This is a genomic window from Thermomonas fusca DSM 15424 (assembly GCF_000423885.1).
Taxonomy (GTDB): domain Bacteria; phylum Pseudomonadota; class Gammaproteobacteria; order Xanthomonadales; family Xanthomonadaceae; genus Thermomonas; species Thermomonas fusca.
The window spans coordinates 117,830-132,870 of the sequence record NZ_KE384101.1; the positions used below are offsets into that span (position 1 = coordinate 117,830).

At 69.7% G+C, this 15,041-nt stretch carries 15 protein-coding genes; 12 read left to right on the forward strand and 3 right to left on the reverse strand.

What is annotated here, in order from left to right:
- The 3 genes from G582_RS18270 to G582_RS0113855 all read left to right on the forward strand — a co-directional run.
- Positions 1 to 3,147 (forward strand): hybrid sensor histidine kinase/response regulator (locus tag G582_RS18270; protein ID WP_038054372.1); only part of this gene is annotated, 3,147 nt, incomplete at its 5' end.
- A complete protein-coding gene (locus tag G582_RS17325) occupies positions 3,144 to 4,124 on the forward strand; it encodes a chemotaxis protein CheB (protein WP_028840321.1) in 981 nt (326 codons plus the stop codon). The genes G582_RS18270 and G582_RS17325, both read left to right, overlap by 4 nt.
- A gap of 7 nt (positions 4,125 to 4,131) precedes the next feature.
- Positions 4,132 to 4,602, forward strand: coding sequence for a chemotaxis protein CheW (locus tag G582_RS0113855; RefSeq protein WP_028840322.1), 471 nt, complete (start codon positions 4,132 to 4,134; stop codon positions 4,600 to 4,602).
- A 36-nt stretch (positions 4,603 to 4,638) separates the two neighbouring features.
- Here the strand turns inward: G582_RS0113855 and G582_RS0113860 are convergent, their stop codons facing one another.
- Together G582_RS0113860 and G582_RS0113865 are read right to left on the reverse strand one after the other, a co-directional pair.
- Positions 4,639 to 5,370 (reverse strand): 16S rRNA (uracil(1498)-N(3))-methyltransferase, encoded by a 732-nt coding sequence (locus G582_RS0113860; protein ID WP_028840323.1) that lies wholly within the window; start codon positions 5,368 to 5,370, stop codon positions 4,639 to 4,641.
- A gap of 52 nt (positions 5,371 to 5,422) precedes the next feature.
- Positions 5,423 to 6,823, reverse strand: a complete 1,401-nt coding sequence (locus G582_RS0113865; protein ID WP_051247300.1) for an adenosylmethionine--8-amino-7-oxononanoate transaminase — start codon at positions 6,821 to 6,823, stop codon at positions 5,423 to 5,425.
- 29 nt (positions 6,824 to 6,852) lie between these two features.
- Between G582_RS0113865 and nudE the strand changes: the two genes are divergently transcribed.
- Genes nudE through G582_RS0113885 form a run of 4 tightly spaced genes read left to right on the forward strand, consistent with a single transcriptional unit; the run spans position 6,853 to position 9,338 of the window.
- Entirely contained in the window at positions 6,853 to 7,407 is a 555-nt protein-coding gene (nudE, locus tag G582_RS0113870) for an ADP compounds hydrolase NudE (protein ID WP_028840325.1), read from the forward strand.
- On the forward strand, positions 7,400 to 8,185 hold the full coding sequence (gene cysQ / locus G582_RS0113875) for a 3'(2'),5'-bisphosphate nucleotidase CysQ (protein ID WP_425476555.1): 786 nt from the start codon (positions 7,400 to 7,402) through the stop codon (positions 8,183 to 8,185). The genes nudE and cysQ overlap by 8 nt, the downstream gene beginning before the upstream one ends.
- Positions 8,182 to 9,006: a nucleoside triphosphate pyrophosphohydrolase gene (gene mazG / locus G582_RS0113880; RefSeq protein WP_028840327.1), complete on the forward strand. Its 825-nt coding sequence runs from the start codon at positions 8,182 to 8,184 to the stop codon at positions 9,004 to 9,006. Before cysQ ends, mazG begins: the two co-directional genes overlap by 4 nt.
- 29 nt (positions 9,007 to 9,035) lie before the next feature.
- On the forward strand, positions 9,036 to 9,338 hold the full coding sequence (locus G582_RS0113885) for an Mpo1-like protein (RefSeq protein ID WP_028840328.1): 303 nt from the start codon (positions 9,036 to 9,038) through the stop codon (positions 9,336 to 9,338).
- A gap of 44 nt (positions 9,339 to 9,382) precedes the next feature.
- Here G582_RS0113885 and G582_RS0113890 read toward each other — a convergent pair whose 3' ends face one another.
- Positions 9,383 to 9,724, reverse strand: a complete 342-nt coding sequence (locus G582_RS0113890) for a DMT family protein (protein ID WP_038054375.1) — start codon at positions 9,722 to 9,724, stop codon at positions 9,383 to 9,385.
- Positions 9,725 to 9,825: 101 nt separating this feature from the next.
- Between G582_RS0113890 and G582_RS0113895 the strand changes: the two genes are divergently transcribed.
- The 5 genes from G582_RS0113895 to G582_RS0113915 all read left to right on the forward strand — a co-directional run bounded on the left by G582_RS0113895 (position 9,826) and on the right by G582_RS0113915 (position 14,870).
- On the forward strand, positions 9,826 to 10,527 hold the full coding sequence (locus tag G582_RS0113895) for a response regulator transcription factor (protein WP_028840330.1): 702 nt from the start codon (positions 9,826 to 9,828) through the stop codon (positions 10,525 to 10,527).
- A gap of 15 nt (positions 10,528 to 10,542) precedes the next feature.
- Positions 10,543 to 11,253 carry a sensor histidine kinase gene (locus G582_RS16875; RefSeq protein WP_051247302.1) on the forward strand — a complete coding sequence of 237 codons (711 nt, stop codon included), beginning with the start codon at positions 10,543 to 10,545 and terminating at the stop codon, positions 11,251 to 11,253.
- A 100-nt stretch (positions 11,254 to 11,353) separates the two neighbouring features.
- Positions 11,354 to 12,925, forward strand: coding sequence for an efflux RND transporter periplasmic adaptor subunit (locus tag G582_RS0113905; protein WP_028840331.1), 1,572 nt, complete (start codon positions 11,354 to 11,356; stop codon positions 12,923 to 12,925).
- Positions 12,925 to 13,635: an ABC transporter ATP-binding protein gene (locus G582_RS0113910; protein WP_038054378.1), complete on the forward strand. Its 711-nt coding sequence runs from the start codon at positions 12,925 to 12,927 to the stop codon at positions 13,633 to 13,635. The genes G582_RS0113905 and G582_RS0113910 overlap by 1 nt, the downstream gene beginning before the upstream one ends.
- The gene (locus G582_RS0113915) at positions 13,632 to 14,870 is read left to right on the forward strand and encodes an ABC transporter permease (RefSeq protein ID WP_028840333.1); all 1,239 of its coding nucleotides are present in this window, start codon (positions 13,632 to 13,634) and stop codon (positions 14,868 to 14,870) included. The genes G582_RS0113910 and G582_RS0113915 overlap by 4 nt, the downstream gene beginning before the upstream one ends.
- The last annotated feature ends 171 nt before the right edge of the window (positions 14,871 to 15,041 follow it).

The following is a 15,041-nucleotide window of genomic DNA, read 5'->3' on the forward strand; positions in this document are numbered from 1 at the left end:
CTGGAAGCCGAACGTATCGCCGCCGCGGAAGCCGAGGCTGCACGCCTGGCCGCCGAGCAGACCGAAGCCGAGCGTCGTGCGGCGGCAGAAGCCGCACGCTCGGAAGCCGAACGCATCGCTGCGGCGGAAGCTGAAGCCGAGCGCCAAGCTGCGGAAGAAGCGGCGCGTCTAGAAGCCGAACGCCTTGCAGCGGAAGAGGCGGAGGTCGCGCGCCTGGCGGCCGAACAGGCGGAATCCGAACGCATTGCCGCGGAAGAAGCGGCGCGCCTGGAAGCCGAACGCCTGGGCGCGGAAGAAGCCGAGGTCGCGCGTCTGGCCGCCGAGCAAGCGGAAGCCGAACGCACTGCCGCGGAAGAAGCGGCGCGCCTGGAAGCCGAGCGTACCGCCGCTGAACAGGCCGAACGCCAAGCCGCGGAAGAAGCCGCGCGCCTGGATATCGAACGCATTGCCGCGGAAGAAGCCGAGGCCGCGCGCTTGGCCGCCGAGCAGGCGGAAGCCGAGCGTGTGGCCGCGGAAGAAGCGGCGCGCCAGGAGGCCGAGCGCATCGCCGCGGAGGCAGCGGCCCGACGCGAGGCCGAACGCGAGGCCGAACGCGTCGAAGCCGAGCGCATCGCCGCCGCGCGCGCCGAGGCCGAACGCCAGGAAGCCGAACGTGCCGCCGCGCGCCGCGCGGAGGTCGAGCGCGCCGAAGCCGAGCGTCGCGCTGCGGACGCCGCAGCTGGCGCCTGGGCGCGGGAGCAGGCGGCGCTGGCCGCGTTGCAGGCGACATCGGGCGCGAGCGAGGACCCGGACGAGGCGCTGGATACCAGCGAACTGGACCTGGAGCTGGTCGACATCTTCGTAGAGGAGGCCGGCGACCTGCTCGACCATTCCGACGGCTTGCTGGCGAAGCTGCGCGAGACGCCGGACGACAACGAATTGGTGGTGGGTCTGCAGCGCGACCTGCATACGCTCAAGGGCGGTGCGCGGATGGCCGGGATGATGCCGGCCGGCGAGCTGGGTCACGCCATGGAATCGCTGCTGGAAGCGGTGGCCGCGCAGAAGGTCGATTTCGGCACCGACGGCGTACCGCTGCTGGAGCGTGGGTTCGATCGCCTGCATGGGATGATCACGCGCATCGCCGCGCGCCGCGCGCTGGGCATGCCCGAGGCGCTGATCGAGGAATTCAACGCGCGCGCCGAGCAACGCCCTGTGGTGGCGGCGCTTGCGTCGGCTGATGACGCCAGGCCTGCACCGACCTCGAAGATCGAACTCAAGCCGCTGTCGGCGCCGCTGGGACAGGAGGGTTTCGCCGAGGACGAAGAGGTTGGCGTGCGCGCGCCGCAGGAACAGGTGCGCATCCGCGCCGACCTGCTCGACCGGCTGGTGAACTACGCCGGCGAAGTCGCGATCTACCGCGCCCGCCTAGAACAGCAGCTGGCCGCGTTCCGCAGCACCGCGCAGGAAATGGAGCAGACCAACCTGCGCCTGCGCGACCAGCTGCGTCGCCTGGATTCGGAAACCGAAGCGCAGATCATCGCCCGCTTCCAGCGCGAGCACGACACCGGCAACGAAGCCTTCGACCCGCTGGAGCTCGACCGCTTCAGCACCCTGCAACAGCTCTCGCGCGGTCTGGCCGAATCGGCGGCCGACTTGCAGAGCCTGCACGGGTCGATGGATGACCTGACCCGTCAGTACGAAACCCTGCTCACCCAGCAGTCGCGGGTCAGCTCGGAGCTGCAGGAAGGCCTCATGCGCACGCGCATGCTGCCGTTCGATTCGCTGGTGCCGCGCCTGCGCCGGGTCATCCGCCAGGCCGCCACCGAAACCGGCAAGCAGGCGCAACTCAAGCTGGATGGCGCGCAGGGCGAACTCGACCGCAACGTGCTGGAGCGCATGACTGCGCCGCTGGAGCACATGCTGCGCAACGCCATCGCGCATGGCCTGGAGGCGCCGGAGGCGCGCCGTGCCGCCGGCAAGCAGGAAGAAGGCAGCATCCGGGTGGTGGTGCGTCGCGAAGGTTCCGAAGTCGTCCTGCAGATCTCCGACGACGGCGCCGGTCTCAACCGCGCGGCAATCCGCGCGCGTGGCGTCGAGCGCGGGCTGATTGCCGCGGATGCGCAGTTGACCGACGTCGAACTCGACCAATTGATCATGCAGCCGGGCTTCTCCACCGCCGAAACCGTCAGCCGCCTGGCTGGGCGCGGCGTCGGCATGGACGTGGTCGCCAGCGAGGTCCGCCAGCTGGGCGGCACCATCGACATCGCCTCGCAGCCCGGCGACGGCACGGTGTTCACCCTGCGCCTGCCGCAGACCCTGGCGGTCACCCAGGCGGTGTTCGTCAAGATCGGCGAGACCGAGTACGCGGTACCGATCGCCTCGGTGCGCGGCGTCGGACGCATCTCCCGCGAAGACCTGGCCAAGCCGGGCGCCGGCTACCGCTACGGCGGCGAGGACTACGCGCTGCACGACCTCGGCACCTTGGTTGGCACCGCGCCGGCGCGTGCCGAAGGGCATCTGCAGATGCCGCTGCTGCTGGTCGGCTCGGGCGAGCTGCGGGCGGCGGTGGCGATCGACCAGGTGTTGGGCAGCCGCGAAATCGTGGTCAAGACCGGCGGTCCGCAGCTGACGTCGGTGCCGGGCATCTTCGGTGCCACCATCATGGGCGATGGCCGCGTGGTGGTGATCCTGGACGTGGCGCCGCTGGTACGCAGGCAGGCCGCGGCGGCGCTGGCCGACGAGGCGGTCGTTCATGTGCCGACTACGCACCGAAAGGTGCCGCTGGTCATGGTGGTGGACGACTCGGTCACCATGCGCAAGGTCACCGGCCGCGTGCTGGAGCGCCACAGCCTGGAGGTAGCGACCGCCAAGGACGGTCTGGATGCGCTGGAGCGGATGGCCGATTTCGTGCCGGATCTGATGCTGCTGGACATCGAGATGCCGCGCATGGACGGCTACGAGCTGGCTACCGCGATGAAGGCGGACCCGCGCCTGCGCAACGTACCGATCGTCATGATCACCTCGCGTACCGGCGACAAGCACCGTCAGCGCGCATTCGAGATCGGCGTGGAGCGTTACCTCGGCAAGCCGTACCAGGAAGTCGAGCTGATGCGTAACGTGTTCGAGCTGTTGGGGCTGGAGCACGCGGGCGCCGGAACCGAGCAGTGAACACGCACCGCGTGCTGGTGCTGGCGCGCGCGGGGGCCGCGCGCGACCGCACCGAGATGGCGCTGCGGCAGGCTGGCGCAGCGCTGGCGGCGGTGCTGGATCCGGCCACTGTCGACGAGGCGCAGGTCCGCGCGGCTGCGCCGGATGCGCTGTTGGTGGTGCTGGACCCGGTGACCGAAGCTGCGCTGGACAAGTTCGACGCGGTGCTGGCCGACCCGTCGCTGCTGGTGCTGTTTGACGACGCCGAAGTGGCGGCGCGCCGGGATGGCTGGGAAGCGGCGCGCTGGGCGCGCCACCTGGCGGCCAAGCTGCAGGGGCACCGCAACGTGCTGCCGGCGCCGCCGGCAGGCAGCGCACCGGATCGCGATTTCGAGCAGGAGATGCAGGACCTGAGCATGGAAATGGCGGCGATGCAGCCGCTACCGCCGGCGGTGCAGGGTTCGGCGCTGGCCCAGCCGGACGGCGCGGTGGTGGTGGCGGCCGGCATCGGCGGGCCCGACGCGGTGCGTCAGTTGCTGGGCGGACTGCCTGCGGCTTTCCCGCGCGCGCTGCTGCTGCGGCAGCGCATCGAGGGCGGCCAGTACGACCGCCTGGTCCGGCAGATGCAGCGGGCCGCGCAGATGCCCGTGGTGCTTGCCTGTGCCGGCGAACCGCTGCGTCGCGGCCATGTGTACGTCGTGCCGGATGGTGTCGACGTGGGCGAGGCACCGGCCGGCCTGCATTTCGTGGAGGCTTCCGGCGAGCCGCGCTTCGCCCCGCTGCGCCCGGGCGACAGCGCCATGCTGCTGCTCAGCGGCGCGCCTCCGGCGCTGGTCGACCTTGCCCTGGCGATGCGCATGGCCGGGGGGCTCGCGCTGGGCCAGTCGGCCGAAAACTGTTTCGATCCCGCCGCCAGCCAGGCGCTGGCGGCACGTGGCGGCGAAGCGGACAGCCTCGCCGGAATCTCCCGTCAATTGCTGCAACGCTGGCCCGCCTGAGGTTTCCATGTCCGACATCGCATACATCATCCGCGGCGTGCTCATCCAGGTGGCGGACGCACGCCTGTTGCTGCCCAACGCGACCATCGCCGAGGTGCTGTCCTACGCCGCGCCGGAACCGCTGGAGAACGCGCCTGACTGGCTGCTGGGCAGGATCCGCTGGCGCGGCTGGCAGCTGCCGCTGGTATCGTTCGCGCGATTTGCGGGCATCGCCGACGAGCAGGGCGGCCTGGGCAGCAAGGTGATCGTGCTGAAGGCGTTGGGCGGCAACCCCAAGCGCCCCTACTTTGCCCTTTTGACCCAGGGCTTCCCGCGGCTGGTGACGGTGACCGAAGACACGCTGGCGACGCAGGGCGATGGCGGCGACCTGCCTGCCGGCGTATTGGCCCGCGTGCGCCTGGGCGAGAACGACGCGATGGTGCCCGACCTGGCCGCGCTGGAGCAGCACCTGCACGCCGCGCTGGCGGCGGCTGCCTGAGATACGGCGCCCGGCCGCAGCGGCGGCCGGGAAGTGTCAGCCCAAGTCCCCAGCCATCGCCTGCAGCGCGGCAATCGCGGCGATGCCGGCGGTTTCGGTGCGCAGGATGCGCGGGCCCAGCCGCAGTCCCTCGAATCCCGCCGCCACCAGCTGTTCGCGATCGCGCGGCGACCAGCCGCCTTCCGGGCCGATGGCCAGCGTGCACGCGCGCAGCTGGCTGCCCTGCAGTGTCGACAGCGCCTGTGGCGCGAACGGATCAAGAATGAAACCGCGGCCCTCGCGCCGCGCCGCCGCCTGCGCCAGCACGAGCGGCGGGGCGACCTCCGGCACGCGTGCGCGGCCACTTTGTTCGCAGGCCGACACCACCACCTCTCGCCAGTGCGCCACGCGCTTGTCGGCGCGCTGGGCGTCCAGCTTCACCTCGCTGCGTTCGCTGGACGCCGGCAGGATGCTGGCCACGCCCAACTCGGTCGCCTTCTGCAGGATCAGATCCATCTTCTCGCCGCGGGCGATGCCCTGCAGCAGGGTGATGGCGAGCGGCGACTCGTTGTCGACCTGGCGGCTGGCGATGATGTCCGCCAGCACCTCGCGTTTGCTGACCGAGGCGATGCGCGCTTCGCGGTCGAAGCCGTCACCATTGAACAGCACGCAGGGATCGCCGGCCTGCAGGCGCAGCACCCGCACCAGATGGGCGGCGGCGTCCTCGGGCAGGGTGATGGTGCTGCCAACGGACAGCGGCTGGGCGACGAAGCTGCGGGTCAGGCGCATGGGTTTGCCCTCGCGGATCGCGTCCGGCGGCGCTTTGGAATGCGGGTCGGATTCACGTTGATGCCTCCGCCAGCATCGCGTGGGTGGCCGCCGCCAGCTGTTCCAGCTGCGCGTCGTCGATGCAGTAGGGCGGCATCCAGTACAGCACGTCGCCCAGTGGGCGCAGCAGCACGCCGGCATCCAGCGCCGCGCGGTACATGCGCAGGCCGCGGCGGCCGGCGATTTCCACCGCGTGGCCGTCCTCGACGTTGCCGGCCTCGGGCTGCAGTTCGATGGCCACCACCATCCCCACCTGACGCACTTCCGCCACCGCCGGATGCGCCTTGAATGTTGCCGCCAGCGCGGCCATCTTCGCGGCGGTGTCGCGGTTGCGCGCCAGTACGCCGTCGCCTTCGAGGATGTCCAGCGAGGCCAGTGCCGCCGCGCAGGCCAGCGGGTTGCCGCTGTAGCTGTGCGAATGCAGGAAGGCGCGCTCGCGCGAGTCGTCGAGGAAGCCGTCGTAAATGGCCTGCGTGGCCAGCACCGCGCACAGCGGCAGGAAGCCGCCGGTCAGGCCCTTCGACAGGCACAGCAGGTCGGGCTGGATGCCGGCCTGCTGGCAGGCGAACAGGCTGCCGGTGCGGCCGAAGCCGGTGGCGATTTCGTCCGCGATCAGGAACACACCGTGCGCGTCGCAGAGTTCGCGCGCGCGCTGCAGGTAGCGCGGGTGGTGCATGCGCATGCCGCCGGCGCACTGCAGCAGCGGCTCCACGATCAGCGCGCAGACTTCGCCGGCGTGCGCGTCCAGCAGGTCGGCCAGGGCGTCGGCGGCGCGTTCGGCGCAGGCGATCGCCGCGGCTTCGCCGCACGCACCGTAGGCATCCGGCGACGGCGCGAACAGGGTTTCCAGCAGCAGCGGCGCGTACACGCGGCGGTACAGCGGGATGTCACCCACCGACAGCGCTCCCAGCGTTTCGCCGTGGTAGCTGCCGGTCAACGCGACGAACTTCGTGCGGCCTTCGGCGCCGCGGTTGTGGAACCAGTGGAAGGCCATCTTCAGCGCCACTTCCACCCCGGCCGACCCGTTGTCGGCGTAGAACACCTTGGCCAGCGGCGCGCGATCGACCTCGCGCGGAGCGAGGGCGAGCAGGCGCTCGGCCAGTTCGACGGCGGGCGCGTGCGAGCAGCCGGCCAGGATCACCTGCTCCAAGGTGCGCGCCTGCCGGGCGATGGCTTCGGCGATGCGCGGCTCGGCATGGCCGTGCAGGTTGGTCCACCAGCTGCTGACGCCGTCGAGGACGCGCCTGCCGTCGAAGCCCACCAGCCAGGCGCCTTCGCCGCGCGCCACGGGGAACAGCGGCAGCGCGTGCGGGTGCTCGCGCATCTGCGTGCACGGGTGCCAGAGTACGGCCAGGTCGCGCGTCCGCCAGTCATCCGCGGCGGCTATCATGGGGTCATCGTGAAAGCTTTCCATTCCGCCATTATCGCCGCCGGGGCGACCGCATGAGCCGCCGCCTGCCGGTCATCCACGGCATCACCGAGCACGACGCCGGCCCGTACCGGATGGAGCGGCTCGATCTGGAGTTCGCCAACGGCGAGCGCCGCCTGTACGAGCGCCTGCACGGGCGCGGCCATGGCGCGGTGGCGGTGGTGCCGATGCTGGATGCCGACACCGTGCTGCTGGTGCGCGAATATGCGGCCGGCGTGCACCGCTACGAACTGGGGCTGGTGAAGGGACGCATCGACGCCGGCGAGACGCCGCTCGAAGCCGCCAACCGCGAGCTGATGGAAGAAGCCGGCTACGGTGCGCGCGACCTGCGCGTGCTGCGCAGCCTCACTCTGGCGCCGACCTACATGAGCCACCAGACCCATGTGGTGCTGGCGCGCGACCTGTATCCGCAGCGCCTGCCCGGCGACGAGCCGGAGGAGCTGGAAGTGGTGCCGTGGAAACTGGCCGACCTGGGCCAGCTGATCCTGCAGGATGATTTTTCCGAAGGCCGCAGCATCGCGGCGCTGTTCATGGTCCGCGAATGGTTGCAGCAGCATGCAGGTGAATGACGTACTCCGCGATGGCGTGATTGCTGTCGCCCGTCAGGCCGCCGCGGCGATCCTGGCGGTCTATGACGGCGAATTCGCGGTGCAGCACAAGGACGACCGCTCGCCGCTGACGGCCGCGGATCTTGCCGCCCATCGCTGCATCGTTTCGCGCCTGGCGGAGCTGACGCCCGCCATCCCGGTGCTGTCGGAAGAGTCGAGGGATCACGACATCGCCGATCGCCGGCAATGGACGCGGTTCTGGCTGGTCGATCCGCTCGATGGCACCCGCGAGTTCATCAAGCGCAATGGCGAGTTCACCGTCAACATCGCCCTGATCGAGGATGGCGTGGCCGTGTTCGGCGTGATCCAGCAGCCGGTCACCGGCGCGCTCTGGCACGGCGTGCCGGGACACGGTGCATTCCGTCGCGACGGCGGTGCCGATGTCGCCATCCATGCACGAATTCCGGCGGCTTCGCCGCTGCGCATCGCCGCCAGCCGCTCGCACCGCGATGCGCGCACGCAGGCGCTGCTGGACGCGCTGCCGGGCAGCGAGGTGCTCGGCTGCGGATCGTCGCTGAAGTTCTGCCGCATTGCCGAGGGCGCGATGGATCTGTACCCGCGCTTCGGTCCGACCAGCGAATGGGATACCGCCGCCGGGCAGGCGATCCTGGAGGCCGCCGGTGGCGCGGTGCTCGACCCGCAGGGCCGGCCGTTCCGCTACAACCAGCGCGACACCCTGCTCAACGGCGACTTCATCGCGCTGGGCGATGTCGCGGTGCGCGCGCGGCTGCCGGCATGAGCGACATCGCGGAACTGCTCACCATCATGGCCAGGCTGCGCGACCCGGACGGCGGCTGCCCGTGGGATCTGCAGCAGGACTTCGCGACCATCGCCCCGTACACCATCGAGGAAGCCTACGAGGTCGCCGATGCGATCGATCGCGGCGACATGGCCGACCTCAGGGACGAGTTGGGCGACCTGCTGCTGCAGGTGGTGTTCCATGCGCGGATGGCCGAGGAGGCCGGTGCGTTCGCGTTCGGCGACGTGGTGGCGGCGATCTGCGACAAGATGGTGCGCCGGCACCCGCATGTGTTCGCCGCAGGGACCGCCGATGCGGCTGGCGACAGTGCCGCGGTGTTGCGCAACTGGGATGCGATCAAGCGCGCGGAGCGCGACGCCAGGGGCGAGACCGATACCTCGGCGCTGGCCGGCATTTCCCGCGGCCTGCCGGAATGGCAGCGAGCGGTGAAGCTGCAGCACAAGGCGGCCAAGGTCGGCTTCGACTGGCCGGATCCGGCGCCGGTGCTGGACAAGCTGCACGAGGAAATCGACGAGGTGCGCGCCGAGTTCGATGCGGTGGCCGCCGATCCCGGCGATGCCGCCGCGCACGACCGGCTGGAGGACGAACTCGGCGATGTGCTGTTCGTCTGCGCCAACCTTGCGCGGCATGCCAAGGTCGACGTGGGCAGCGCGCTGCGCCGCGCCAACGCCAAATTCGAGCGCCGCTTCCGCGCGATGGAGGCGATGGCGGCAGCCGATGGCGGCCTTGCCGGGCAATCGTTGGACGCGCAGGATCGCTATTGGGTGCGCGCCAAGCTGGCGGAGCGCAAGGAATCGTAGGGCGGCGAATGCCGCGGGGATGGGAAACGATGGCCGGCTTTTCGAGCTTCCGCGAGTTCTACCCGTACTACCTGGGCGAGCATCGCAACCGCACCTGCCGGCGCCTGCACTTCGTCGGCACCAGTTTCGCCATCGGTTTCATCGTGCTGGCGGTCAAGGGCGGCAATCCGTGGTGGCTGCTGGCGGCGCTGCTATCAGGCTACGCATTTGCCTGGGCGGGCCATTTCTTCTTCGAGAAGAACCGCCCGGCCACCTTCAAGCACCCGTTCTATTCCTTCGCCGGCGACTGGGTGATGTACCGGGACATCCTGATCGGGCGGATTCCGTTCTAGCGTTGCTGGCGGCCACGCGGATGCTCCCGCTGCTGTGGGCGCGGTCACTCCAGAAAGATCAGCCACGCCGCCGCCACGATCAGCGCGAACCCGGCCCAGTGGTTCCATTTCAGCGGCTGGCCCAGATACCAGGCGGAAAATCCGGCGAACACCAGCAGGGTGATGACTTCCTGCATGCCCTTGAGCTGCGGCGCGCTGTAGACCGTGCTGCCGAGGCGATTGGCTGGCACCATCAGCAGGTATTCGAAGAACGCGATCCCCCAGCTGGCCAGAATGACCTTGGGCAGGGCGGTGTCCCGGTACTTCAGGTGGCCGTACCACGCGAAGGTCATGAACACGTTGGACAGCACCAGCAGGAACGGCGGCAGCAGGCGGGCGTAGGGCATGCGGGGCGGGATATGGGCGCAGTAGCGCGCAGATTACGCCTTCACACGGCATCTACCGCGCAGTTGGCATCGTTTCGCAAGCGAATTGGAGCGAGGCGCGCATGCGCGAACAGGAACAGGCGGGACTGGTACTCATCGTCGAGGACAACCGCAACATCTCCGAGATGGTGGGCGAATACCTCGAAAGCCGCGGCTTCGAGATCGACTATGCGGCCGACGGCCTGGACGGCTACCGGCTGGCGTCGGAAAACGTCTATGACGCGATCGTGCTGGACCTGATGCTGCCGAGGCTGGACGGCATCGAGGTGTGCAAGCGCTTGCGCGGTGAGGCGCGCAAGGCCACGCCGATCCTGATGCTGACAGCGCGCGATACCCTCGACGACAAGCTCACCGGGCTGTCCTCTGGGGCCGACGACTACCTGACCAAGCCGTTCGCGATCCGCGAACTGGAAGCGCGGCTGCATGCGCTGATCCGCCGTGATCGCCGCCAGGTGGGCTCGGAAGTGCTGCAGGTGGCGGATCTGGTGCTGGATCCGGCGTCGCTGCGGGCAACCCGCGGTGGCTGCGAACTGCAGCTTTCGCCGATCGCGTTGCGCCTGCTGTCGATCCTGATGCGCGAGTCGCCGCGGGTGGTCAGCCGGCAGGAGATCGAGCGCGAGATCTGGGGCGACGAGCTGCCGGATTCCGACACCCTGCGCAGCCATCTCTACAACCTGCGCAAGGTGATGGACAAACCGTTCGATCGGCCGCTGCTGCACACCGTGCAAAGCGCCGGCTACCGGCTTGCCGATCTGGCCGACTGACACCGGCCCAACTTCATGTCCTTGCCCCTGCCTCGCCCCTCCATCGCCGCCGATCCACCGCCGGATGCGGCCGAGCGCGAGCGCGATTTCACCCGCGACGCAAGCCATGAGCTGCGCACGCCGCTGACGGTGATCCGGGTCGCCAGCGACCTGATCGCACACGACGCGGGCCTGTCATCGGCCTCGCGGCGCTCGTTGGCGCGCATCCAGGACGCGGTGGCGGGGATGGAGGCGGTGATCGACGCGCTGCTGTTCCTGGCCCGCTGCGAACAGGCACCGCTGGGCGTGGACGACGTCGTGGTGCGCGAGGTGGTGGAGCGTGAGATCGATCGCATCCGCCCGGCGCTGCGGCACAAGGAGCTGGCGCTGCACCTGGAGGTGGAGGCGGAACCGGTGCTGCATGCGCCGCCGCGGGTGCTGCAGGTGATGCTGGGCAATCTGCTGGCCAATGCGGTGCGGTTCACCGATGCCGGCGGGGTGGTGGTGCGGTTGAAGGAAGGCAGCGTAGAGGTCGAGGATTCCGGCATCGGCATGGACGCGGCCACGCTGGCGCGCGCGTTCGAGCCGTTCTACCGCGGCGAGGGCGAACAGTACGTCGGCTCCGGGCTGGGATTGTCGATTGCCCATCGGCTGGGTCAGCGCTGCGGCTGGCCCCTGCGGCTGGACAGCACGCCGGGGCAGGGCACCCGCGCCAGCATCCTGTTCGGAAGGGCTTGCCGGGACTGAAGGCACGGTCGCCGCGCGGGCAGCGCGGTCAGGATGCGCGGCTGTCAACCGAACGCGCATCCGTGCGTTCCCATCCGTCAATCCTTCCCGACTGCCCCGCATGAGCCAGCCACGCCGTACCCGCAGCACCCTTCCCAAGGCCGGCCTGGCCGTTGCCGCCATCGCAGTGCTGGCCGCAGGCTGGTATTTCTGGAGCAAGCGCGGCGCCGCAGGCGAAGCCGACGGCTACCGCACCGAAACCGTCCAGCGCGGCGACATCCGGGTGGCGATCTCCGCCACCGGCACCCTCAGCGCCATCACCACGGTCACTGTGGGCAGCCAGATCTCCGGCCAGGTCACCGACATCCTGGTGGACTTCAACTCGCCGGTGAAGAAGGGCGAGGTACTGGCGCGGATCGATCCCTCCACCTACCAGGCTCAGTTGGAGCAGGGCAACGCGCAGATCGCCAACGCGCAGGCGCAACTGCGGCAGGCGCAGGCCAGCCTGCACAACGCCACCCTGGACTTCGAACGCAAGCAGTCGCTGTCCGCGCAGAAGCTGATCGCGCGCAGCGACTATGACCTGTCGCGCGCCGCGCTCGACCAGGCCCGCGCCCAGGTCAACGCCGCGCAGGCGCAGATCCGCCAGCAGACCGCGTCGCTGAAGAACACCCAAGTCAACATCGACCGCGCGGTGATCCGTTCGCCGGTGGACGGCGTGGTGCTGACCCGCAAGATCGAGCCCGGCCAGACCGTGGCCGCCAGCTTCTCGGCGCCGGAGCTGTTCACCATCGCCGAAGACCTGTCGAAGATGAAGATCGAGCTTGCGGTCGACGAATCCGACATCGGCCAGGTCCGCACCGGCCAGGTTGTGGGCTTCACCGCCGACGCCTTCCCCGACCGCCGCTTCAAGGGCGTGGTGGAGCAGGTGCGGCTGGCCGCCACCACCAACAACAACGTGGTCACCTACCCGGTGGTGGTGACCGTGGACAACAGCGACGGCACCCTGCTGCCGGGCCTGACCGTGAACGCCGAAATCGAGGTCAGCAAACGCGAAGGCGTGCTGCGGATCGGCAACGCCGCGCTGCGGTTCAAGCCGGCTGAAGGTTCGCCGTTGGCCGAGCTGCAGGTGCAGGGCGCACCTGCCGGTGGTACCGGCGGCAATGGCACCAACCGCGGTCCGGGCATGGGCGAGGACCTGCAGGCGCTGGCCGGCTCGCTGGACTTGAACCCCCAGCAGAAGGTCGCGTTCGACGCTGCGCTGGAAGAAATGCAGAAACGCCAGGCCGAGCGTATGGCGCAGGCACAGACGCAGCAGGGCGCGTCGGGCCAGCAGCAGGGCGGCAACCGGCTGTTCGGCGGTGGCGGCATGCGCATGGGCGGCGGCAGCGGCGGCGCCAACCCGGCGATGCTGGCGCAGATGCGCGCGCGCATGCGCGACCGCCTGAACCAGCAATTCGGCGCGTTCGTGTCCGCCCTCGACGATGCCCAGCGCGGCAAGTGGAACGCCGGCCTGGAGGCGCAGCTCAGCGCCAAGCGGGTGCAGGCGTACAAGCTGGTCGGCGGCAAGCCGCAGCCGGTGATGCTCAAGGTCGGCGCCAGCGACGGCAGCAGCACCGAAATCTCCGGCCGCGACATCAAGGAAGGCGACCTGATCATCTCCGGCGAGCGTTCGGCGGCGGAGAGCAAGTGATGGCGGCTCCGGAGGCGGTCCCGGTCATCCTCACCCATGGCCTGGGAAAGGTGTACTCGGCCGGCACCGAGGCCGAGGTGGTGGCGCTGCGCGGCGTGGACATGCGCATCGACCGCGGCGAGTTCGTCGCGATCATGGGCCCGTCCGGTTCCGGAAAATCCACCCTGATGAACCTGATCGGCTGCCTGGACACGCCCACCAGCGGCTCTTATGAGTGCGACGGGGTGGACGTGGCGACCCTGGACGCCGAAGCGCTGGCGGCGCTGCGCCGCGACAAGATCGGCTTCGTGTTCCAGGGCTTCCACTTGCTGTCGCGGATGAGTGCCACCGACAACGTGGCGATGCCGATGGGCTATGCACAGATCCCCCCGGCCGAACGCCGCCGCCGCGCGCTGGCGGCGCTGGAAGCGGTGGGCCTGGGCGCGCGCGCCGGGCATTTCCCCAACGAGCTCTCCGGCGGCCAGCAGCAGCGCGTGGCGATTGCCCGCGCGCTGGTCAACCAGCCGCCGATCCTGCTGGCCGACGAGCCCACCGGCGCGCTGGACAGCAAGACCGGCGAGGAAATCCTGACCCTGTTCAAGCGCCTGCGCGATGACGGCCATACCGTCATCCTGATCACCCACGATGCCCACGTTGCCGCCCACGCCGACCGCACCTACGTGATGCGCGATGGTGAGCTGCACGAACAGACCGAAGCGGAGGCCGCATGAGTTTCCTCGACATCCTGCGCACCGCGTTCTTCGCCCTGCGCGGCAACTGGATGCGTAGCGCGCTGACCTCGCTGGGCGTGATCATCGGCATTGCTGCGGTGATCGTGATGGTGTCGATCGGCCAAGGCACCCAAGCCGAGATCGACAAGATGGTGTCCGGCCTCGGCTCGCAGCGGCTCGACATCGGCAGCGCCGGTGGCATGGGCGCGGGCGGTGCGCGCATGGCCCAGGGCAGCCGCTGGAGCCTGAGCGAGGGCGACGTGGAGGCGATCCGCGCCGAAGTGCCCAGCGTGCAGTACGTTGCCGGTTCGCTGCGCGGCGGCACCCAGGTGGTGTTCGCCGAAAACAACGCCTCCACCCAGTGGCAGGGCGTGCAGGCCGACTGGTTCGCGATCAACGACTGGCAGATCGCCAAGGGCCAGGGCTTCGACGCGGGCGATTACGGCGGCGGCGCCAAGCCGGTCATCCTCGGCGAAACCGTGCGCAAGGCGCTGTTCGGCGACGACGAGGAAGGCATCGGCCAGACCGTGAGGTTGGGCCGGGTGCCGTTCACCGTGGTCGGCGTACTGGGCTCGAAAGGCCAGGGTGGCTTCGGCCAGGACCAGGACGACATCGTGGTGGTGCCGCTGGAAGCCGCGCGGCGCCGGCTGTCGAGCGCACAGGGCATGCCGCCGGGCGCGGTGCAGAGCATTGCGGTCGGCGTCGACGACCCGCGCAACCTGGCCAGCGCGCAGGCCGAGATCGAGGGCCTGCTGCGCCAGCGCCACAAGATCGAGCCCGGCGCCGACGACGACTTCGCGGTGCGCAACATCAGCCAGATCGTCGCCACCCGCACCGCCACCACCAACCTGATGTCCAAGCTGCTGGGCGCGGTAGCCGGCATCTGCCTGATCATCGGCGGCATCGGCATCATGAACATCATGCTGGTGTCGGTCACCGAGCGGATCAAGGAAATCGGCCTGCGCATGGCGGTGGGGGCGGGCCCGCGCGACGTGCGCCGGCAGTTCCTGGCCGAGGCGATGCTGATCTCGCTGATCGGTGGGGTGATCGGGATCGGGATCGGCGTGGTCGGCGCGCTGCTGGTCGGCAAGTTCGGCAACCTGCCCGTGGAGCTGAACGCCAGGGTGGTGCTGCTGGCGGCGGCGTTCTCGATCAGCACCGGGCTGTTCTTCGGCTACTACCCGGCCCGCAAGGCTTCGCTGCTGGACCCGATCGAGGCGCTGCGCGCGCAGTAGCGTGGCGGTTCCTATTTCCGCCTGGCGGCAAGAGGCCTGTCCGGCACCGCCGGGCTTACGGCCCTTGCGACCGGCGGGCGTCGCTTAACGAAGCTCGAAGCGGGGCCTGTGGCAAAATGGCGCATTCGATCGTCGATGTCCGCAGCCTGATGCCAGCCCGCCTTCCCGCCA